This is a genomic window from Pseudomonas sp. Z1-12 (assembly GCF_051132015.1).
Classification (GTDB): Bacteria; Pseudomonadota; Gammaproteobacteria; order Pseudomonadales; family Pseudomonadaceae; genus Aquipseudomonas; species Aquipseudomonas zanjanensis.
In genome coordinates this window covers 3,634,052-3,654,961 of sequence record NZ_CP071647.1, presented here as the reverse complement: position 1 = coordinate 3,654,961, position 20,910 = coordinate 3,634,052, and the positions used below count along the sequence as shown (strand labels likewise).

Annotated in this window: 13 protein-coding genes; 10 read left to right on the top strand and 3 right to left on the bottom strand. The window is 61.5% G+C overall.

Features of this window, described 5'->3' with window-relative positions:
* Positions 1 to 12 precede the first annotated feature (12 nt).
* The 3 genes from pepN to J3P85_RS15420 all read left to right on the top strand — a co-directional run bounded on the left by pepN (position 13) and on the right by J3P85_RS15420 (position 6,500).
* Positions 13 to 2,670 carry an aminopeptidase N gene (pepN, locus tag J3P85_RS15430; RefSeq protein ID WP_434702259.1) on the top strand — a complete coding sequence of 886 codons (2,658 nt, stop codon included), beginning with the start codon at positions 13 to 15 and terminating at the stop codon, positions 2,668 to 2,670.
* 358 nt (positions 2,671 to 3,028) lie between these two features.
* Positions 3,029 to 4,081, top strand: coding sequence for a WD40/YVTN/BNR-like repeat-containing protein (locus J3P85_RS15425; RefSeq protein ID WP_434702258.1), 1,053 nt, complete (start codon positions 3,029 to 3,031; stop codon positions 4,079 to 4,081).
* Positions 4,082 to 4,124: 43 nt separating this feature from the next.
* Positions 4,125 to 6,500: an efflux RND transporter permease subunit gene (locus J3P85_RS15420; protein WP_207965261.1), complete on the top strand. Its 2,376-nt coding sequence runs from the start codon at positions 4,125 to 4,127 to the stop codon at positions 6,498 to 6,500.
* A 149-nt stretch (positions 6,501 to 6,649) separates the two neighbouring features.
* Here the strand turns inward: J3P85_RS15420 and J3P85_RS15415 are convergent, their stop codons facing one another.
* The 3 genes from J3P85_RS15415 to J3P85_RS15405 all read right to left on the bottom strand — a co-directional run bounded on the left by J3P85_RS15415 (position 6,650) and on the right by J3P85_RS15405 (position 14,177).
* Positions 6,650 to 11,347 carry a dermonecrotic toxin domain-containing protein gene (locus tag J3P85_RS15415; RefSeq protein ID WP_434702257.1) on the bottom strand — a complete coding sequence of 1,566 codons (4,698 nt, stop codon included), beginning with the start codon at positions 11,345 to 11,347 and terminating at the stop codon, positions 6,650 to 6,652.
* 113 nt (positions 11,348 to 11,460) lie between these two features.
* The gene (locus J3P85_RS15410; RefSeq protein ID WP_434702256.1) at positions 11,461 to 12,186 is read right to left on the bottom strand and encodes a FadR/GntR family transcriptional regulator; all 726 of its coding nucleotides are present in this window, start codon (positions 12,184 to 12,186) and stop codon (positions 11,461 to 11,463) included.
* A gap of 254 nt (positions 12,187 to 12,440) precedes the next feature.
* Entirely contained in the window at positions 12,441 to 14,177 is a 1,737-nt protein-coding gene (locus J3P85_RS15405) for an IlvD/Edd family dehydratase (RefSeq protein WP_053184808.1), read from the bottom strand.
* A 193-nt stretch (positions 14,178 to 14,370) separates the two neighbouring features.
* On the opposite strand from J3P85_RS15405, the gene J3P85_RS15400 reads away from it, so the two are divergent.
* The 7 genes from J3P85_RS15400 (at position 14,371) to J3P85_RS15370 (ending at position 20,815) form a co-directional block, all read left to right on the top strand.
* Positions 14,371 to 15,693, top strand: coding sequence for an MFS transporter (locus J3P85_RS15400; RefSeq protein ID WP_434702255.1), 1,323 nt, complete (start codon positions 14,371 to 14,373; stop codon positions 15,691 to 15,693).
* Between the two features lie 207 nt (positions 15,694 to 15,900).
* Positions 15,901 to 16,893 (top strand): AraD1 family protein, encoded by a 993-nt coding sequence (gene araD1, locus J3P85_RS15395; RefSeq protein WP_434702254.1) that lies wholly within the window; start codon positions 15,901 to 15,903, stop codon positions 16,891 to 16,893.
* Between the two features lie 12 nt (positions 16,894 to 16,905).
* On the top strand, positions 16,906 to 18,486 hold the full coding sequence (locus tag J3P85_RS15390) for an aldehyde dehydrogenase (NADP(+)) (RefSeq protein ID WP_434702253.1): 1,581 nt from the start codon (positions 16,906 to 16,908) through the stop codon (positions 18,484 to 18,486).
* A gap of 235 nt (positions 18,487 to 18,721) precedes the next feature.
* Entirely contained in the window at positions 18,722 to 19,018 is a 297-nt protein-coding gene (locus tag J3P85_RS15385; protein ID WP_434702252.1) for a DUF5629 family protein, read from the top strand.
* Positions 19,005 to 20,180: a lactonase family protein gene (locus tag J3P85_RS15380; RefSeq protein WP_434702251.1), complete on the top strand. Its 1,176-nt coding sequence runs from the start codon at positions 19,005 to 19,007 to the stop codon at positions 20,178 to 20,180. Before J3P85_RS15385 ends, J3P85_RS15380 begins: the two co-directional genes overlap by 14 nt.
* Positions 20,181 to 20,336: 156 nt before the next feature.
* Positions 20,337 to 20,516 (top strand): hypothetical protein, encoded by a 180-nt coding sequence (locus J3P85_RS15375; protein WP_434702250.1) that lies wholly within the window; start codon positions 20,337 to 20,339, stop codon positions 20,514 to 20,516.
* A 173-nt stretch (positions 20,517 to 20,689) separates the two neighbouring features.
* A complete protein-coding gene (locus tag J3P85_RS15370; protein ID WP_272971873.1) occupies positions 20,690 to 20,815 on the top strand; it encodes a hypothetical protein in 126 nt (41 codons plus the stop codon).
* Positions 20,816 to 20,910 lie beyond the last annotated feature (95 nt).

Here is a 20,910-nt window from a genome sequence, read left to right as displayed (position 1 = left end):
AGGATTCGACCCATGCGCACCGAACAACCGAAGATGATTTACCTCAAGGATTATCAGGCCCCCGAGTACCTGATCGATGAAACACACCTGACCTTCGAGTTGTTCGAGGACCACAGCCTGGTCCATGCGCAACTGGTGATGCGCCGCAACCCCGAGCGCGGCGCCGGGCTGCCGCCGCTGGTGCTCGATGGCCAGCACCTGGAACTGGTCTCGCTCAAGCTCGACGATGCCGACCTGGGGCAGGGCGATTATCAGCTGGACGACAGCCACCTGACGTTGCAGCCCAAGACCCAGGCCTTTACGCTCGACACCACCGTGCGGATCCACCCGGAAACCAACACCGCCCTGGAAGGCCTGTACAAGTCCGGCAGCATGTTCTGCACCCAGTGCGAGGCCGAAGGGTTCCGCAAGATCACTTATTACCTCGACCGCCCGGACGTGATGAGCAAGTTCACCACCACCGTGGTGGCCGAGCAGCACAGCTATCCGGTGCTGCTGTCCAACGGCAACCCGATTGCCAGCGGCCCTGGCGAAGACGGCCGGCACTGGGCGACCTGGGAAGACCCGTTCAAGAAGCCGGCCTACCTGTTTGCCCTGGTGGCCGGTGACCTGTGGTGCGTCGAAGACACTTTCACCACCCTGAGCGAGCGCACCGTGGCGCTGCGCATCTACGTCGAGCCGGAAAACATCGACAAGTGCCAGCACGCCATGACCAGCCTGAAGAAGTCGATGCGCTGGGACGAAGAGGTGTACGGGCGCGAGTACGACCTGGACATCTTCATGATCGTCGCGGTCAACGATTTCAACATGGGCGCCATGGAGAACAAGGGCCTCAACATCTTCAACTCCAGCGCCGTGCTGGCCCGCGCCGAAACCGCCACCGATGCCGCCCACCAGCGGGTCGAAGCGATCGTTGCCCACGAGTATTTCCACAACTGGTCGGGTAACCGCGTGACCTGCCGCGACTGGTTCCAACTGTCGCTCAAGGAAGGCTTCACGGTGTTCCGCGACGCCGGGTTCTCGGCGGACATGAACTCCGCCACCGTCAAGCGTATCCAGGACGTGGCGTACCTGCGCACCCACCAGTTCGCCGAAGACGCCGGCCCCATGGCCCACCCGGTGCGTCCGGACAACTTTATCGAGATTTCCAACTTCTATACCCTGACGGTGTACGAGAAGGGCTCGGAAGTGGTCGGCATGATCCACACCCTGCTGGGGCCTGAGGGCTTTCGCAAGGGCAGCGACCTGTACTTCGAACGCCACGACGGCCAGGCTGTGACCTGTGACGATTTCATCAAGGCCATGGAAGATGCCAATGGCGTCGACCTGACCCAGTTCAAGCGCTGGTACAGCCAGGCCGGCACACCACGGCTGGCGGTGAGCGAGTCCTACGACGCCGCCGCCAAGACTTACAGCCTGACCTTCCGCCAGAGCTGCCCGCCGACCCCGGACAAGATGGAAAAACTGCCGTTCGTGATTCCCGTGGAGCTTGGGCTGCTGGACAGCCAGGGCGCCGAGATCCCGTTGCGCCTGGCCGGTGAAGCGGCGGCAGACGGTACGTCCCGGGTAATCTCGGTGACCGAGGCCGAGCAGACCTTCACCTTCGTCGATATCCCTGAACAACCGCTGCCTTCGTTGCTGCGTGGGTTCTCGGCGCCGGTGAAACTGAGCTTCCCGTACAACCGCGACCAGTTGATGTTCCTGATGCAACACGACAGCGATGGCTTCAACCGGTGGGACGCCGGCCAGCAGTTGTCGGTGCAGGTGTTGCAGGAACTGATCGCCCAGCATCAGCAGGGCGCCAGCCTGACGCTGGATCCGCGCCTGGTCAGTGCGCTGCGCAGCGTACTGTCGGACGAATCCCTGGACCAGGCCATGGTCGCGGAAATGCTCTCGCTGCCAAGCGAAGCCTACCTGACGGAAATCAGCGAAGTGGCCGACGTCGAGGCGATCCACGTCGCCCGTGAGTTCGCCCGCCAGCAGTTGGCCGAGAACCTGTTCGAAGGCCTGTGGCTGCGTTATGAAGCCAATCGCGACCTGTCGAAACGCACGCCATACGTGGCCGAGGCCGAGCATTTCGCCCGCCGCGCGCTGCAAAATATTGCGTTGTCGTATCTGATGCTGACCGACAAGCCTGAGGTGCTGAGCGCGACCCTGGATCAATTCGACACCGCCGACAACATGACCGAGCGCCTGACCGCGCTGGCGGTGCTGGTCAACTCGCCATTCGAGGCCGAGAAGGCCAAGGCACTGGACGTGTTCGCGGAAAACTTCAAGGGCAACCCGCTGGTCATGGACCAGTGGTTCAGCGTCCAGGCCGGCAGCCCATTGCCGGGTGGACTGGCACGGGTCAAGGCGCTCATGGAGCACCCGGCGTTCAACATCAAGAACCCGAACAAGGTGCGGGCCCTGATCGGTGCGTTTGCCGGGCAGAACCTGATCAACTTCCACGCCGCTGACGGCTCCGGTTATCGCTTCCTGGCGGACCTGGTCATCCAGCTCAATGGCTTCAACCCGCAGATCGCCTCGCGACAACTGGCCCCGTTGACCCGCTGGCGCAAATACGACAGCGCCCGCCAGGCCCTGATGAAAGCCGAACTGGAACGCATCCTCGCGTCCGGCGGGCTGTCGGCCGATGTGTTCGAGGTGGTGAGCAAGAGCTTGGCGTAAACAGGCCTGGCGCTGCCTTTTGTGGCGAGGGAGCTTGCTCCCGCTGGCCTGCGAAGCAGGCCCGATCTTGATTCATTTCGCCAGAGAAGGCGTGCGAACCAAGATCAGGGAGTCCTTCGGCCTCCAGCGGGAGCAAGCTCCCTCGCCACATTCATCACCCTCACGAATATCTTCTGATTCACCCTTGATCGATATCTCCCCGGTTAACAAAAGATAACGCGGCGTCGATTGTCAGACCTTTCGAAAGCCCGATAGGATAACGCCAGCTTCCGAAGTGGCTCTAGATTGCAGGTTTCAGGACTATGCTCCAGGAACGGCAACGTACCAAGCCATAACAATAATAATGGGGGAAAGGTCTATGAATGAGCCTGTCATGGCTGTGGGCCGCTGCCGGCCGCCGCTGCTGCGCAGAGTCGCGCTGCTGGCTTCGGCGCTGTCGCTGCTGGGCTCTGCGGTGTTGTCGGCACCGGTGATGGCCGTTGCGGCGTCGACGTCCGATGTCATCTATTCCGTCGAATCGACCAAGGCCAGCAAAACCCTGATGCTCGATGTGGTCCATGCCGGGCAGCGCCTGGTGGCGGTCGGTGATCGAGGGCACATCGTCTATTCCGATGACCAGGGCTCGTCCTGGACCCAGGCCAAGGTGCCGACCCGCCAACTGCTCACCGCAGTCTTTTTCGTGGACGACAAGCACGGCTGGGCGGTGGGGCACGACGCGCAGATCCTCGCCAGCGATGACGGCGGCAGCACCTGGACCAAGCAATTCGAAGACCTCACCCGTGAAGCGCCGCTGTTGGATGTCTGGTTCAAGGACGCCGGCAATGGTTTTGCCGTGGGTGCGTATGGCGCGTTGTACGAGACCACTGACGGCGGCAAGCACTGGGAAGACGCCAGCGACCTCCTCGAAAACGAAGACCAGTTCCACCTCAATGCCATCGCGGCCGTGAAAGACGCCGGGCTGTTCATTGTCGGCGAGGCCGGCAGCATGTTCCGTTCCGCCGACTGGGGCCAAACCTGGGAAAAGGTCGAAGGCCCGTACGAAGGCTCGCTGTTCGGTGTCATCGGCACCGCCCAGCCTTCGACGCTGCTGGCCTACGGTTTGCGCGGCAACCTGTACCGTTCCACCGATTTTGGCGGCACCTGGGAGCAAGTCGAGCTCAAGGCCTCCCGTGGAACGCTGGAGTTCGGCCTGTCCGGCGCCACGTTGCTGACGGACGGTTCCATCGTGATTGTCGGCAACGGCGGCAGCGTGGTGCGCAGCACCGACGACGGCGAGACCTTCAGCGTGTTCAACCGTCCGGACCGAATCTCCGTGGCGGCCGTCACGGCGGCGGGCAATGGCAACCTGATCCTGGCAGGGCAAGGCGGCGTGCGCGCCACCACGTCCACTGGCGCTGAACTGAGCAAATGAGTCAGGCCTGCGAGACGGGCATAAAAACAAGAAGGCGGACCCCATGAGCAGTCATCACCAAGACAAGGCGACGTTCCTCGAACGCCTGATTTTCAACAACCGCCCGGCAGTGATCGTCATTTGCCTGTTGGTCAGCGTCTTCCTGTTCTGGCAGGCCACGCTGATCCGGCCCTCCACCAGCTTCGAAAAAATGATTCCCCTCGAGCATCCTTTTATCGAGAAGATGCTTGAGCACCGCAACGACCTGGCGAACCTGGGCAACACGGTGCGCATTTCCGTGGAAGCCACCAACGGCGATATTTTCTCCAAGGACTACATGGAGACCCTGCGCCAGATCCATGACGAGGTGTTCTACATCTCCGGTGTGGACCGTTCCGGGCTCAAGTCGTTGTGGAGCCCCAGTGTGCGTTGGACCGAAGTGACGGAGGAGGGCTTCGCCGGTGGCGAGGTGATCCCCCAGAGCTATAACGGCTCGGCCGACAGCCTCGACCTGCTGCGCAACAACGTGCTCAAGTCCGGCCAGGTCGGGCGCCTGGTGGCCAACGATTTCAAATCGAGCATCATCGACATCCCGTTGCTGGAGTCCTACCCCGACCCGCAGGACCAGGGCAAGCTGCTTGCCCTCGACTATCGCAAGTTCTCCCATGAGCTTGAAGACAAGATTCGCAACAAGTTCGAAGCCCAGAACCCGAATGTGCAGATCCATATCGTTGGCTTTGCCAAGAAAGTGGGTGACCTGATCGACGGCCTGGTCATGGTGGTGCTGTTCTTCGGCGTGGCCTTCGTCATCACTTTGATCCTGCTGTACTGGTTCACCAACTGCATGCGCAGCACCGTTGCGGTGTTGAGCACTACCCTGGTGGCGGTGGTCTGGCAACTGGGGCTGATGCATGCGGCCGGTTTTGGCCTGGATCCCTACTCGATGCTGGTGCCGTTCCTGATCTTCGCCATCGGCATTTCCCATGGCGTGCAGAAGATCAACGGCATCGCCTTGCAGTCCAGCGAGGCGGACAATGCCCTGACGGCGGCGCGGCGTACCTTCCGCCAGTTGTTCCTGCCGGGGATGATCGCGATCCTGGCGGACGCCGTGGGCTTCATCACCTTGCTGATCATCGACATCGGCGTGATCCGTGAACTGGCCATCGGCGCCTCCATCGGCGTGGCGGTCATCGTGTTCACCAACCTGATCCTGCTGCCGGTGGCGATCTCCTACGTCGGCATCAGCAAGCGGGCGGTCGAGCGCAGCAAGAAAGACGCGACCCGTGAACACCCGTTCTGGCGCCTGCTGTCGAGCTTCGCCAGCGCCAAGGTCGCGCCGGTGTCCATTGCCCTGGCGGTGATCGCCTTTGGCGGCGGCCTCTGGTACAGCCAGAACCTGAAGATCGGCGACCTGGACCAGGGCGCGCCGGAGCTGCGTCCGGACTCGCGCTACAACCAGGACAACAACTTCATCATCAGTAATTACTCCACCAGCTCCGATGTGCTGGTGGTGATGGTCAAGACCAAGGCCGAAGGCTGCTCGCGCTATGAGGCCATGGCCCCGATCGACGAGCTGATGTGGAAGATGCAGAACACCGAGGGCGTGCAGTCGGCGATTTCCCTGGTGACCGTGTCCAAGCAAATGATCAAGGGCATGAACGAGGGCAACCTGAAATGGGAGACCTTGTCGCGCAACCCTGACGTGCTGAACAACTCCATCGCCCGGGCCGATGGCCTGTACAACAACAGCTGTTCCCTGGCGCCGGTGCTGGTGTTCCTCAACGATCACAAGGCCGAGACCCTGGACCGCGCGGTGAAGGCGGTGCAGGATTTTGCCAAGGACAACAACCGCGATGGCCTGGAGTTCATCCTCGCCGCCGGTAACGCCGGCATCGAGGCGGCCACCAACGAGGTGATCAAGGAATCGGAACTGACCATCCTGATCCTGGTGTACATCTGCGTGGCGACCATGTGCATGATCACCTTCCGTTCCTGGGCGGCGACGCTGTGCATCGTGCTGCCGCTGGTGCTGACCTCGGTGCTGGGCAACGCCCTGATGGCCTTCATGGGCATTGGCGTGAAGGTCGCGACCTTGCCCGTCGTGGCGCTTGGGGTGGGGATTGGCGTGGACTACGGCATCTACATCTACAGCCGCCTGGAAAGTTTCCTGCGCGCCGGCTTGCCGTTGCAGGAGGCTTACTACCAGACGCTGAAATCCACCGGTAAAGCCGTGCTGTTCACCGGCCTGTGCCTGGCGATTGGCGTGTGCACCTGGATCTTCTCGGCGATCAAGTTCCAGGCCGACATGGGCTTGATGCTGACGTTCATGTTGCTGTGGAACATGTTTGGTGCGCTGTGGCTGCTGCCGGCGCTGGCGCGGTTCCTGATCAAGCCTGAGAAGCTGGCGGGGCAGAAGGGCAACTCACTGTTTGCCCATTGATCGATGGCAGAACCTTCAGCCCAGCCCAGGTGGCGAACTGATGTGGGAGCGAGCTTGCTCGCGATAGCGGTGTGACAGTCAATGAAGGTGTTGAATGTCCATCCGCCATCGCGAGCAAGCTCGCTCCCACAGGTTTCCATGGACCTCGATCACGGCGCCAACGGTAGAAACCTGCTTTGGGCCAGTGATCGGCCGATCTGTCCACGGTGCACATCGATCACCGCATAGGGGTTGTTAGCCTTGGCGAGCAGTGAGTGATAGTGCTCTCGACGCTGCGCCTTGGTCTTGAGGTGGGCGACGGTATAGTCGGCTTTCGGTGCATCCATCGCTTCATAATGAAAGTGCGCATACCAAAGTGGGAAACCATCACGGTCGTTGACGGCGTATTCCTGAAGGAAATCCTTCCGGGCGCCTGCCAAGGTCTTGCGTTCGCCGAGTCGTGCAACTTGTATCAGGTCTTTTTCGAACAGGTAGCGCAGGTTGCCATCGGTGGGCGGCAAACTCAGGCTCAACTCGGTGCGCAGGGTGCTGCCCCTGTTGGTCAGCCGGGTAATCGCATCCTTCAATTGGATGCTCAGCGCCCCCTCTTCCGGGGTGCGTGGCGTTTGTGAGCTTGCGATGGCGTTGTCGAGTTCGTCGGACAGGACGCGGAATCGGCTCGCTTCATTGTTCAGGATCTCCTCGATTTCCTGAGGATAACGGCAGCGCGTTTTGTAATCTTCGGCGCGGCGCAACCGCTGCTCCAGCTGACCGAGCAGTTTGCGCGCATCGCGGCTTATCGTTTCGACACGCCGCGTTCTGGGTGCTGGGGCGGGTACTGGCGCAGCGGCAGGCTCCGGTTTACGCACATCGACCGGGTCCCACACATCCTCGTGGAGCGAATAGGTGGCGACGACCTCATCATTGATATCCGAGCGCAGTTCGACGACATCTATCGGCAGGCTGGTGCCGGCCGGCTTGAAGTCGCCGATCAAAACCCCATTGTTGCGGGTCTTGATCACTTTTTTCCGCGGGCGTCCCTCGGCCGCGTTGGGACGTTTCGGTGGCTGCTTGACGCGCTCCGGTTCCGGCTCGGGCTTGACTTGGATGGCCAGTTTGCTGGAGGCATCCTGATACAGGCTTTCGACCAGCGCGGTAAGTCGGCTGAAGTAGGGTGGGTTTATATCGTCGGGATAGAGGGTTCTCATGCCCTGCAGATGGTCCAGGGCCCTGGCGTACTGCTCGCTCAGGCTTTCCAGCACTTCCAGTTCGTCGGATGGCGTCAGTTCGTAAGTATGCAGTTCGGAGTGCGTGCGTACCTGTTTTCCAAGCGGCTCGAAAATTCGATACATGTATTCGGCCAGGCCGCCGGAGCGCCTGAGAGATAATAAGTTGAGCGTACTCATTTGCAGGGATTTGGCGGTGATCGAGTTTATCGTGTCCGAGGGACGATTTTTCGTCAGCCGCCTATATTCCTTGGCGCCTGAGGAGCCCTGATTCAAGAGTTTTTCCAGGTACTCCTCATTGAGCTCCAGCCAACGGATTCGCCGAGTATTGATGTCGAGTGTCGTCTCGAGATAGCGCAAATAGCCTTCTCTGTTCATGATCGCAACATCGGGCATAAAGTTTTCTGAAAAGCGCGGGTTTGCTTCGTTGAACGCTTGATGTTCGGTATGGGTCGCTTCAGAGGCGATGCCAGCGTAGCTGGCCACATCCCCCATCAGTTCACGGACGCGGCTCGCGGGCAAGCTGATGTTCAGCTCGTCGCGTTCGGGCATGCTATCGAGCAGTTGGCGGCGAATGTCGATCTGCTGCTCTATCAGTGTGTAGAAGGTTTGACGTACGGGGGCACGCTGCGCTTCGGTGTAGATGCTGCCCTCTTCGAATTTTTTCAGGTCTTGTTCAGCAACTTTCAACGCCGCATATTGGTTGGGTTGTTGGAGCGCGAAGCTGGCCAACTCATCGTTCAGTTCCCGCCTTCTCTGGTCCTTGAGTCGCCGCTGCTCGGCGATGCGCTTGGGCGGCATTCCCCCTCTCAGGCGCAGGCCCAAATCCAGGGACCAGTTCCCCCGACCATCCGACTGCAACGCCGGGCCCGTCTTGAGTGGGTCGAGCGGGTCGACAATCGTCGCGCTGCCGTCGTCTTCCGGGCTGATGCGAAACAGCTTGCCGTCTACCAGGGAGTGCCATTTGTTATCGATCACGTACAGGCCGGTAAGAGGACCGAATTGGCTGGGGGTGGGAAGAGGGTCGGGGCGCGATACCTGCATACGTAGCAGTTGCTCCCGTTGGCTCGGCGACAGTTGTTGGCGGGCACTGGCGAAACTGAAATCGAGGGTTCGGTCGAGGACGCCGGAATGCGCGTCGGGCAGGGTAACGGATCCTTCCAGGGTCTTCGGCTGGGGCGGCGCGGGCCATTGTTCGGCGATGACGCGCGGAGCGGGAGGTTCGATGGCCTGTTCCATGAGCGATTCGGCGATGGGCACACGGGGCGGTACGGGGCTGGCGTGTAGCTGGCTCGCCAGCATGGCGAGGTTGACCAGGAAATCGACGGCGGCAAGTTCCCGTGTCGCAGGGTCTTCGCTCATCAGGGCGGGAATGTCACGACTGGCGCTCGCCATCAAGCTCCATAACCAGACAGTGGCCATGGCCGGACCGCGCAGCAAGGGAAACAGCAGCGCGTTGAACAACAGGCTGCCGCCTTCGAGCAGCACCGCCCACCGGCTCTCGCTGTTGGACACGGAGTTGCGGTCGGCCTGGGTGACCAAGGCTTGGGCATTGCAGCCATACAAGTACTGCAATAGCTCGCCTTGACCCAGGTATTGCAGTAATTCGTCACTCGCGCCGTCGACGGCAAGCGTGGCCGGGGCGGGCTTTTCAGGGGCCGTGAATTCGTCGCCCTGGAGAAAGCGCACGATGTGCGGCTCCAAAAAACCACCGTTGGCGTACACCGGGCGTGCTGCGTCGGGCATCCAGGTCAGGACGCTGGTTTGCAGGTCGCCCGCGGTGGCGATGGCCTGTAGCAACGCCTCGCGCGTGGGAAACTCCAACAGCGAGGGGGCATACAGCGGGCGATACAACAGGTGTGGGCCGGTCTTGGCATCTTGTGCATCGACGATGAACATGTTGCTCACAATGTCGGGCCGGGCCTGGGGCTTGTGCAGGAAAGCCAGGTGTCGCATGACGACGGGTTGGCCACCTACATTTCGACCCTCGGCGTCGGCTTGGAAAACCGCCTCGATGAAGCGCAGCCCTTGGCGAGTCACTCCGTCCTTGCGCGTGAGCATCTGTTGCAGCGCTTCGAGCGGCAACTGCGCCGGGACCTGGTCGGCGAACATTCGCTGATGCTCCCGAGCTTGGGATGAGTCGCCCAGCAATTCTTGTTGCAGGTAGCGAGGATAGGCCGTGCCGATGTCGACTTGCTCGATCAGCCCGTTCTTTCGGGTAATGAAATCCGCTGTCAGCCAGGCTGGCAATGGCAGGCCTTGCCGATGAGTCAGTTTGAAATGACCGCTGGGGCGCGCGACAAGGTTGTCGATGGCCAGGCGAGTCAGGCTCATCGTTCTCTGTTCGCTGATGCCGGCGGTGCCTGGATATCCTGCGGAAACCGTGAAGATCAGCTGGACATCGTCGGGTTGGTACTGGCTGCTGTCGACTTTATCCGGGCTGCTTTCATTGGCTTTGTTCATTTGCCTGAGCAGTGCATCGGCTGTAAAGGCCTTGATGTCGCTGAGCTGGGCTCGGCCTCGACACCCAGTGCCGGCCTGGGCCAGGCTGTATCGCTGGAATCGGCCGCGATCGGCCAGGGATGCGCTTTTCAACCAGTCGGGCAATAGCGGCGCGAGTCGGGTCGATGTGTCAGCTGTCACTCGCGGAGCATCGCGCAGGTATCGCGCCGGGTCGCTCAAATCGTTGTACAGCGCGTTGAGATTCGCCAGGCCGATTCGCGACGGCAGTTTCACGGTCTTCAACTCGGTCAGTTGCTGCTCCAGGATCAGTGCGGCTTGGGTGTCGAAGGCGTGGCCGCCGAGTTCGTAGCGTTGGCAAGTGATCGTCTCGACCACATAGCGATTGGCGATGCGTTCGCGCCAGTGGCGATTGAACGCGTCCAGCGATTCGAAAGCTCGGATCGCGGCGCCCGGACTGCACAGCAAGAGTGTGAGCCCGTATTCGGTGTAATGCTCCAGGAGAAGATCGCTGCTGGGCAGCACTGAAGTGGAAGCGCCTTTGGTCAGTATGCTGTTCAGGCCGTAGGCGTAGACTGCGGAGGCATTGTGCTTGAAACGTTGCGCGCGCTCCGGCCAGCGCACGATCTGCTCCAGCGCCTCGCAGGCAGGCACCGTCAGGCCCGGCTGTTGCAGCCGGCGGATATGCAACGTGGTTCTGAGCGTATCGCTTAGCCACTGCCAACGGCTGGTGCGGTCAGTTGCCTGGGGAAGGGAGGCGGTGTCGGCATCGCCATTCCAATAGCGGGCAAGTGCGTCTTCGAGCCCGAGCGGTACGGTCCAGGGAAGCGCGCGCGCCGCTTTCTCCACCACTTTCGTGTCCAGCCACGAGAGGCGACGGGGGACAGCGTCGGACAGATAACAGTCGAGTTCACCCTGTGAACTGAAATCCAACGGCGTGCCGAGGGCCAGGTAATCGAGCACCAGAGGCATGAAGGGCTGATAGTTCCAGCCTTGGGCGGCCTCATTCGGTGTTGCCAGTTGGACCTTGCCGAGGTCGATGGCCAGCGCGGGGTACGTTTCCCTGAGGGCTTGCTCGAGCATCTGCTGGGCAACCTGTTCGAAGGTCGGGCGGCCGGCGAAGATCGTGCTGATGGTTTGTGCGGCGGTAGAGGGACTGTCGCCCGAGGATAGCGAGGTCATAGGAATTCCTTTTCTTGAACGCATGGCCGTCGGGATGACGACGAGGGTCAAGTGTCGGGATTCCCTTCCTCTGTGTGCGGTATATAGATACCACCCGCTTGGGGCGGGTTGTGTCAGGCTTGGTCGGGATCGTTGCCCAGCACCACGTTCAAGGCGCTGCGGGCATCGTCCAGTTGCACCAGGGTCGCGTGGCGCGCGCCGAGGGCGTCGCGGTTCTCGATGGCGGTGAGGATCGCCTTGTGTCGTGGCATCGCCAGTTCATGCAGGTTGGGCCGCTGGTTGGAGTGTTTGAGCGCTTCGGCGATGGCCACGGACAACATGTTGCATAGATTGGCGAGCAGGTCGTTGTGAGTGGCGTCGGCGATACGACTGTGGAAGTCCAGGTCCGGTTGCAGCAACGCTTCGGGCGTCGGGGCCGCTTCCATGCGCTGGTAGGCTTCGCTGATGGCGGCGATGTCGTCGTCGGTGGCGAACTGGGCGGCGAGGGCGGCGGCGGCGGGTTCGATGATGCTGCGCACGCTGGTGAGCAGGCCGAAGAATTCATTCTGCGGGCTGCTTTGCATCAACCAGTGCAGCACGTCCGGGTCGAGCATGTGCCATTCCCGACGGGCCTTGACCACCGTGCCCACGCGCGGGCGCGAATACACCAGACCCTTGGCGACCAGTACCCGGGTGGCTTCGCGCAGCACCGGGCGGCTGACTGCATACTCTTCGCACAACAGGGCTTCGGCGGGCAATTTATCGTCCGGCTTGAAGCGCCCGGAGACGATCTGCATGCCCAGTTCCTGGACGATGCGCGCATGCATGCTTTTGCGGTCGGAGGGTTTGCGGTAATCCATGGGACGCGGCGCGATCCTGTGCGAAGGGGGTGTTGCGCATGATAGCAGGCGCGGCGATGGCGGGTCGCTAGTGCGATTTTTGATTTGGATACAGACCCATTGTGGGAGTGAGCTTTTTGTGGGAGCTGAGCTTGCTCGCGATGAGGCACTTCCAGTCAACATCTCTGCTGTCTGTTACACCGCTATCGCGAGCAAGCTCAGCTCCCACAAAAGCTCAGCTCTCACAAAGCTTGCTCCCATAAGGGAGACCTGGGTCAGTGCGAGTGACGCGGCACCTCGGCGCCGCGACAGCCCACCAGGAAGTCGAAGTCGCAGCCCTGGTCCGCTTGCAGCACATGGTCAATGTACAACTGGCGGTAGCCGCCCACCAATAACTGTTGCGGAGGTGCGAGGTCGGCCAGGCGCGCGGCGAGTTCGGCGTCGGGGATGTCCAGGTGAAGGCGGCCGCTGGCGCAATCGAGCTCGATCCAGTCGCCTTCCTTCACGGCGGCCAAAGGCCCGCCGGCTGCGGCTTCCGGCGCCACGTGCAGGACGACGGTGCCGTAGGCGGTGCCGCTCATGCGCGCGTCCGAAATACGCACCATGTCCGTCACGCCCTGGGCCAGCAGCTTGGCCGGCAGGCCCATGTTGCCCACTTCAGCCATGCCCGGATAACCCTTCGGCCCGCAGTTTTTCATCACCAGGATCGAGTCGGCGTCCACATCGAGCTCGGGGTCGTTGATCCGTGCCTTGTACTCGTCGAAGTTTTCGAACACCACCGCGCGGCCGCGATGCTGCATCAGCTCAGGAGTGGCGGCGGAAGGCTTGAGCACCGCGCCCAGTGGCGCCAGGTTACCCCGCAGTACGCAGATACCGCCGTCGGCGCGGATCGGGTTGTCGAGGGTGCGGATGACTTCGTCCTGGCCGTAGATCGGCGCGTCCTTGGTATTGTCGCCGAGGCTCTTGCCGTTGACCGTCAGCGCGTTCGGGTGAGGGATCAGGTTGGCTTCACCCAGGCGACGCAGCACGGCGGGCAAACCGCCGGCGTAATAGAACTCTTCCATCAGGAAACGCCCGGACGGCTGCAGGTCGACGATGGTCGGCATGCCGCGCCCGATGCGGGTCCAATCGTCCAGGTCCAGTTGCACGCCGATGCGTCCGGCAATGGCCTTGAGGTGGATCACCGCGTTGGTCGAGCCGCCGATGGCGGCGTTGACACGAATGGCGTTTTCGAAGGCTTCCTTGGTCAGGATCTTCGACAGCTTCAGGTCTTCACGGACCATTTCCACCGCACGCATGCCGGACATGTGGGCCAGCACATAACGCCGTGCGTCCACGGCCGGAATCGCCGCGTTGTGGGGCAGGGAAGTGCCAAGAGCTTCAGCCATGCAGGCCATGGTCGAGGCCGTGCCCATGGTGTTGCAGGTACCGGCCGAGCGGGACATGCCGCCCTCGGCCGCGAGGAAATCGTCAATGGTGATGGTGCCGGCCTTGACCTGCTCGCTCAATTGCCAGACCACGGTGCCGGAGCCAATGTCCTGGCCCTTGTGCTTGCCGTTGAGCATCGGCCCGCCGGTGACGACGATGGCCGGTACATCACAACTGGCGGCGCCCATCAGCAGCGCTGGGGTGGTCTTGTCGCAACCGGTGAGTAGCACCACGCCGTCGATCGGGTTGCCGCGAATCGCCTCTTCCACGTCCATGCTCGCCAGGTTGCGGGTCAGCATGGCGGTGGGCCGTAGGTTCGATTCGCCGTTGGAGAACACCGGGAACTCCACCGGGAATCCCCCGGCCTCGATCACGCCACGCTTGACGTGCTCGGCGATCTGCCGGAAGTGCGCGTTGCACGGCGTCAGCTCCGACCAGGTGTTGCAGATACCGATGATCGGCTTGCCGTGGAACTGATGGTCGGCGATGCCCTGATTTTTCATCCAGCTGCGGTACATGAAGCCGTTCTTGTCGGCGGTGCCAAACCATTGGGCCGAGCGCAGGGAGGGTTTCTTATCAGACATGATCGATTCTCTTATTGTATGACTATATTGTTCTAGCTGAAGCGTAACATAAGCGCAATTTGTGCGGTTTGGAAGTGTTGTTGGGTAAATAGTATTACTATATAGTCCGATTCAACGGAGGGATTGTCCTAGCGGTCATTCGCGAGAGAAATCCCCCGAGGTTCTATAACAACAACAATCGGAGACCGGTCCCATGAGCCAGGAACTGCGGCTTATTCGTCGCATCACTCTCAAACTGATTCCCTTCCTGATCCTGCTGTACCTGATCGCCTACGTGGACCGCTCTGCGGTGGGCTTTGCCAAGCTGCACATGGGCGCCGACATCGGCATCGGCGACGCCGCCTACGGCCTGGGTGCCGGGCTGTTTTTCATCGGTTATTTCCTGCTGGAAATCCCCAGCAACCTGATGCTGGAGCGCTTCGGTGCCCGGCGCTGGTTCGCCCGGATCATGATTACCTGGGGCGCCATCACCATTGGCATGGCGTTCGTGCAAGGCCCCCATAGTTTCTATGTGATGCGCTTTTTGTTGGGCGCGGCCGAAGCCGGGTTCTTCCCTGGCGTGCTGTACTACATCACTCAATGGTTCCCGGTACGCCATCGCGGCAAGATCCTGGGGCTGTTCATTCTCTCCCAACCCATCGCGATGATGATCACCGGCCCGGTGTCCGGCGGCTTGCTGGGCATGGACGGCATCCTTGGCCTCCATGGCTGGCAATGGCTGTTCATTGTCATCGGCCTGCCGGCAGTGCTGTTGACCTGGCCGGTGCTGCGCTACCTGCCGGATGGCCCGCAACAAGTGAAATGGATGGACCAGGCCGAGAAGGACTGGCTGACCGGTGAGCTGAAAAAAGACCTGGAGGAATACGGCCAGACCCGTCACGGCAATCCGCTGCATGCCCTCAAGGACAAGCGTGTGTTGCTGCTGGCGCTGTTCTACCTGCCAGTGACCTTGAGCATCTATGGTCTGGGCTTGTGGTTGCCGACGCTGATCAAACAGTTCGGCGGCAGCGATCTGGTGACCGGTTTCGTGTCCTCGGTGCCGTACATTTTCGGCATCGTCGGCCTGCTGATCATTCCCCGCAGTTCCGACCGCTTGAACGACCGCTACGGTCACCTGGCCGTGTTGTACGTGCTGGGCGCCATCGGCCTGTTCCTCAGCGCCTGGTTGTCGGTGCCGGTGTTGCAATTGGCGGCGCTGTGCCTGGTGGCGTTCGCGCTGTTTTCCTGCACGGCGGTGTTCTGGACCTTGCCGGGACGGTTCTTTGCGGGCGCCAGTGCGGCGGCGGGCATCGCGCTGATCAACTCGGTGGGCAACCTGGGTGGCTACATTGGTCCGTTCGTGATCGGTGCGCTGAAGGAGTACACCGGCAACCTGGCTTCGGGGCTGTATTTCCTGTTCGGTGTGATGGTGTTTGGCTTGGTGTTGACTGGCGTGGTCTACCGCCTGCTGGAGCGCAAGCATGTGTTGCCGGCGGATCAGTTTGCCGCCAGCGCCCGGGGAGCGACACGTACCTGAACTTATTGCAATTGTGGAAGAGAGCTTTTGTGGCGAGGGAGCTTGCTCCCGCTCGACTGCGCAGCAGTCGCAAAACACGCGCTGTGTTTTGCCTGAATGAACGCGGCGCCCGGAGTTGGGGGTGCTTCGCCCCCCAGCGGGAGCAAGCTCCCTCGCCACAAAAGCCTGCTACGCCTATTCATGTTTTTGTTTACAGGGAGAAAACCCATGCGTTTAGTTCAGTTCGAATTGAGTAACGGCGCACGCCGCGTCGGTGTGGTCGAGGGCGATCAAGTGCGCGAAGTGCAGGGCGCCGGCACCGTGCGCGAGCTGGCGCTGGCAGCCATCGAAGCGGGTGTGAAGCTTGAGCAGCAGGTCAACGGCCTGGGCCTGGGTGCAAGCCATGACTACGCGCAGTTGCTCGGTGAGCTGCGCATCCTGCCGCCGCTGGATCACCCGGACCCGGCGCACCTGTTGGTCAGCGGCACCGGCCTGACCCACCTGGGCAGTGCCTCGGCCCGGGACAAGATGCACCAGCAGGCCGGTGACGAAGCGACCATGACCGATACCATGCGCATCTTCAAGTGGGGCGTGGAGGGCGGTAAACCCCAGGCCGGGCAGGCCGGCGTGCAACCGGAGTGGTTCTACAAGGGCGACGGCAGCATTGTCGTTCGTCCGGGCCATCCGTTTCCGTTGCCGCCGTTCGCCGAAGACGCCGGCGAAGAGCCGGAAATCAGCGGCCTGTATGTCATCGGTCACGATGGCAAGCCGTATCGCCTGGGCTTTGCCGTGGGCAACGAGTTTTCCGACCACGTGATGGAGCGCAAGAATTACCTGTACCTGGCCCATTCGAAATTGCGCAGTTGCAGTTTTGGCCCGGAACTTCGCGTGGGTGAACTGCCTCAACATCTGTCCGGGACCAGTCGTATCCTGCGCAACGGCGAAGTGCTGTGGCAGAACGAATTCCTCAGCGGCGAGGCGAACATGTGCCACAGCCTCGAAAACCTGGAATTCCACCACTTCAAATACAGTCAGTTCCTGCGCCCGGGGGACGTCCACGTACACTTCTTCGGCACCGCGACGCTGTCGTTCGCCGATGGCATCCGCACCCAGCCGGGGGATGTGTTCGAAATCAGCCAGGCGGAGTTCGGCGCGCCGCTGGTCAACGGTATTGCCCCGGTGGACGCGGTGTTCAATCCGGGTACTATCGGCACACTTTAAAGGAGACTTGCGATGAACCAGATCCTTGGCCACAACTACATTGGCGGGGCGCGCAGCGCGGCCGGCCAGACCCGCCTGCAGAGCGTCGACGCCAGCACCGGCGAGGCCTTGCCCCATGCATTCGTCCAGGCCACGGCCGAAGAAGTCGATGCCGCCGCCAAGGCCGCTGCCACGGCATACCCGATCTATCGCAGCCTGAGTGCGGCGCGCCGGGCCGAGTTCCTCGAAGCCATTGCCGATGAACTGGACGCCTTGGGCGATGACTTCGTCGCCGTGGTCTGCCGTGAAACCGCGTTGCCAGCGGCGCGGATCCAGGGCGAGCGCGGGCGTACCAGCGGCCAGATGCGTCTGTTCGCCAAAGTGTTGCGCCGAGGCGACTTCTACGGCGCGCGCATTGACCGGGCATTGCCGGAGCGCACGCCGCTGCCGCGTCCGGACCTGCGTCAGTACCGCATCGGCCTCGGCCCGGTGGCGGTGTTCGGCGCCAGTAACTTCCCCCTGGCATTCTCCACCGCCGGTGGTGATACCGCAGCGGCGCTGGCCGCCGGTTGCCCGGTGGTGTTCAAGGCCCACAGCGGCCACATGGCCACGGCAGAACACGTCGCCGACGCGATCATTCGCGCCGCCGAGAAAACCTCGATGCCGGCCGGTGTGTTCAACATGATCTATGGCGGTGGCGTCGGCGAATGGCTGGTCAAGCATCCGGCGATCCAGGCCGTGGGTTTCACCGGTTCCCTCAAGGGCGGGCGTGCCCTGTGCGACATGGCGGCCGCCCGGCCCCAGCCGATTCCGGTGTTCGCCGAAATGTCGAGCATCAACCCGGTGATCGTGTTGCCCCATGCGCTGGAAACCCGCGCCGACAGCATCGCTCGCGACCTGACCGCCTCGGTGGTGCAGGGCTGCGGTCAATTCTGTACCAACCCGGGCCTGGTGATCGGCATTCGCTCGCCGCAGTTCACCGCCTTCACCCAACAGGTGGCCGCGCTGATCGGCGACCAGTCTGCCCAGACCATGCTCAACGCCGGCACGCTGCAAAGCTACGGCAAGGGCCTGCAAAAGCTGCTGGCGCACCCGGGCATCGAACACCTGGCCGGGCGCGAGCAACAGGGCAACCAGGCCCAGCCGCAGTTGTTCAAGGCCGACGCCAGCCTGTTGATCAACGGTGACGAGGCGCTGCAAGAAGAGGTGTTCGGCCCGACTACGGTATTTGTCGAAGTCGCCGACCAGGCGCAACTGACCGCCGCGCTGAACGGCCTGCACGGCCAACTCACCGCGACGATGATTGGCGAGCCGGCGGATTTCGAACAGTTCGGCGAACTGACGCCGTTGCTGGAGCAGAAGGTCGGCCGCATCTTGCTCAACGGTTATCCAACCGGCGTCGAGGTGTGTGATTCGATGGTGCACGGCGGGCCTTACCCAGCGACGTCCGATGCCCGTGGCACCTCGGTGGGCACGCTGGCGATCGATCGCTTCCTGCGTCCGGTGTGCTTCCAGAACTACCCGGACAGCCTGCTGCCCGAGCCACTGAAGAACGCGAATCCGCTGGGGATCCAGCGGTTGGTGGATGGGGTGCCGGGGCGCGAGGCGCTCTGAGGGTTGCGGTGAGGTCGTTACATTCGAGTTGAATGTGCCGGCCTCATCGCGAGCAAGCTCGCTCCCACAGGGGATCTCCAGTGACCGCAAATTTGTGTTCGCTGAAATCCAACTGTGGGAGCGAGCTTGCTCGCGATGGCGATCTACCCGTCGAAATGGCTTTCGAACCTTATGGCCCAAGGCCCACTCCCACATTGGGTTATCATGGCGCTTTCCCAATGACTGACTGATCACCATGACTGCCGTAACCGACACCCTGCTGCAAGCCCTCGAACACTGCGACATGCTGATTATCGATGGGCTGCATGCATTCGATTTCTCCCTCGACGAGCAAGATCAGTTGCACGTCGAGTGCATGAACGGCCGCACCCTTGAGCATTGGCGTTTCACCCCGGCGCAGATGCAGGCCGCGACCTTCGACAAAGCCCTGAAGCATTGGGTCATTACCAGCGATTCGGGCGATCACCACCTGGAATGCGTGGAAGCAACCAGCGGCCACGACGATGAGGACTCCGATCATGAAGATGCGTAGTTTCTGGCCCTTGTTGATGGCCGGCAGCGTGGGCGCCATGGGCGTCCAGGCCGACACCGGCGAGCGCCACCAGTTGTTGGTGGGCTCCTACACGGCGGGCCAGAGCCAAGGCATCTACCGGTTGCAGTTCGACAGCCGCACCGGCCAGATCGACGCCAACCCGTTGCAAGTAATCAAGACAGACAATCCTTCATGGCTGACCCTGTCCAAGGACATGACCCGGCTGTTCGTGGTCAACGAAAACGGGCCGGGCCAGAAAGACCCGGTGGGCAAGGTCAGCAGCTACGCCATCGACCCGAAGACCCACGCCATCAGCCTGATCAGCCAAGTGCAATCCCTGGGCAACGAACCGACCCATTCGAGCTTGAGCCACGACGGCCAGCATTTGTTGGTCAGTAACTATTCCGTGCTGGAAAACCCGGGCGGCACCTTGGTGGTGCTGCCGGTGGGGGCGGACGGCAAGCTGGCGCCAGTGGTCCAATCGGGCAGCCATCAGCCGAGTCGGGTCAATCCCGAGCGGCAGAAATCCGCTCATGTGCATTCCGCGGTGCCTTCACCAGACGGCAACTATGTGTTCGCCAATGACTTGGGGGCGGACAAGGTGTTTGTCTACCGCTACAACCCCAAGGCCAACCCCGAACTGCCGCTGACGCCTGCCGATCCGCCCTTCGTGCAACTGCCGCCGGGCAGCGGGCCGCGCCATCTGTTGTTCAGTAGCGATGGCAAGCATGCCTGGTTGACGATGGAAATGAGCGCCCAGGTCGCGGTATTCGATTACCAGGACGGCCGCCTGACCCAACGCCAGTTGGTCGATCTGGCCGACGGCAAACCCCAGCCGGGTAAGGCAGCGGCAGCGTTGCATGCGTCCAGGGACGGCAAGTTCCTGTACGTCAGCAATCGTGGCACCACCAACGAAATCCTGGTGTTCGCCGTAGACCCGGCTTCTGGCACCTTGAAGGAACTGCAGCGACGCTCCGTCGAGGGTGATCACCCCCGGGAGTTCAGCCTTGATCCAAGCGAAAAATTCGTCCTGGTCGCCAACCAGAAGAGCAACCAGATCGTGGTCATCGAGCGCGATCCAAAGACCGGCCTGGTGGGCAAAACCGTTCAGAAACTGCCCATGGATGCGCCGAGCGATGTGAAATTCCTGGTGCGTCAATAACGCTCAGGCCCCGATTTCAGGGGCCTTCGCCGTTGTATCAACAAGACTGATAGTCGCTAGTATTACAAAGCATTTCAAGGCGAGACGCCTCGGCGCGTAAGTTTGCTTCACGGCCCCACCGGGCAAATCAGCCAACTGAATCCGAGGATTACCGCCATGAACCTGAATCTTTTTTCCGTGATCGCCGCTTCCGCCATCTCCGCCAACGTGGCATTGCCGGCCAGTGCCAGCATCGAGATCAGCGACAAGAAAAACCGCACCCAGAGCTACACCGAGAAGTACCTGCAACAAAGCGCCAATTTCTATGCGGCGCTGGATCATAAGATCCAACACTGAACAACGCTGACCATTGAAGCCTGCGATCTTTTCGTTTCCTACCTGGATCCCGGGGAAGAGAAAAGATCGCAGGCTTCGTGCATAGGGTTGAAAATCACCGTTGTGATATCACATGGCCATGTGTTTAAATTTGACGCTCGTTAATTGACTCCTTACCAATAAGGATCGACACCATGGCGATGCGTCTGGCAGTGATGCTGCTTTTTCTCTATTCCACCCCGATTGTCTCGGCGGCCCAGCCCGTTCCCGGTGAGCTGGAAGTGGCCCGTGAGCGATTGTTGAGTTTGTTGGGCGACTGATTGGCTCAGACAGCAATGGGCTGCATGATTGCCTTTGTGGCGAGGGAGCTTGCTCCCGCTCGATTGCGTAGCAATCGCTAAAAGGGGGCTGCTGC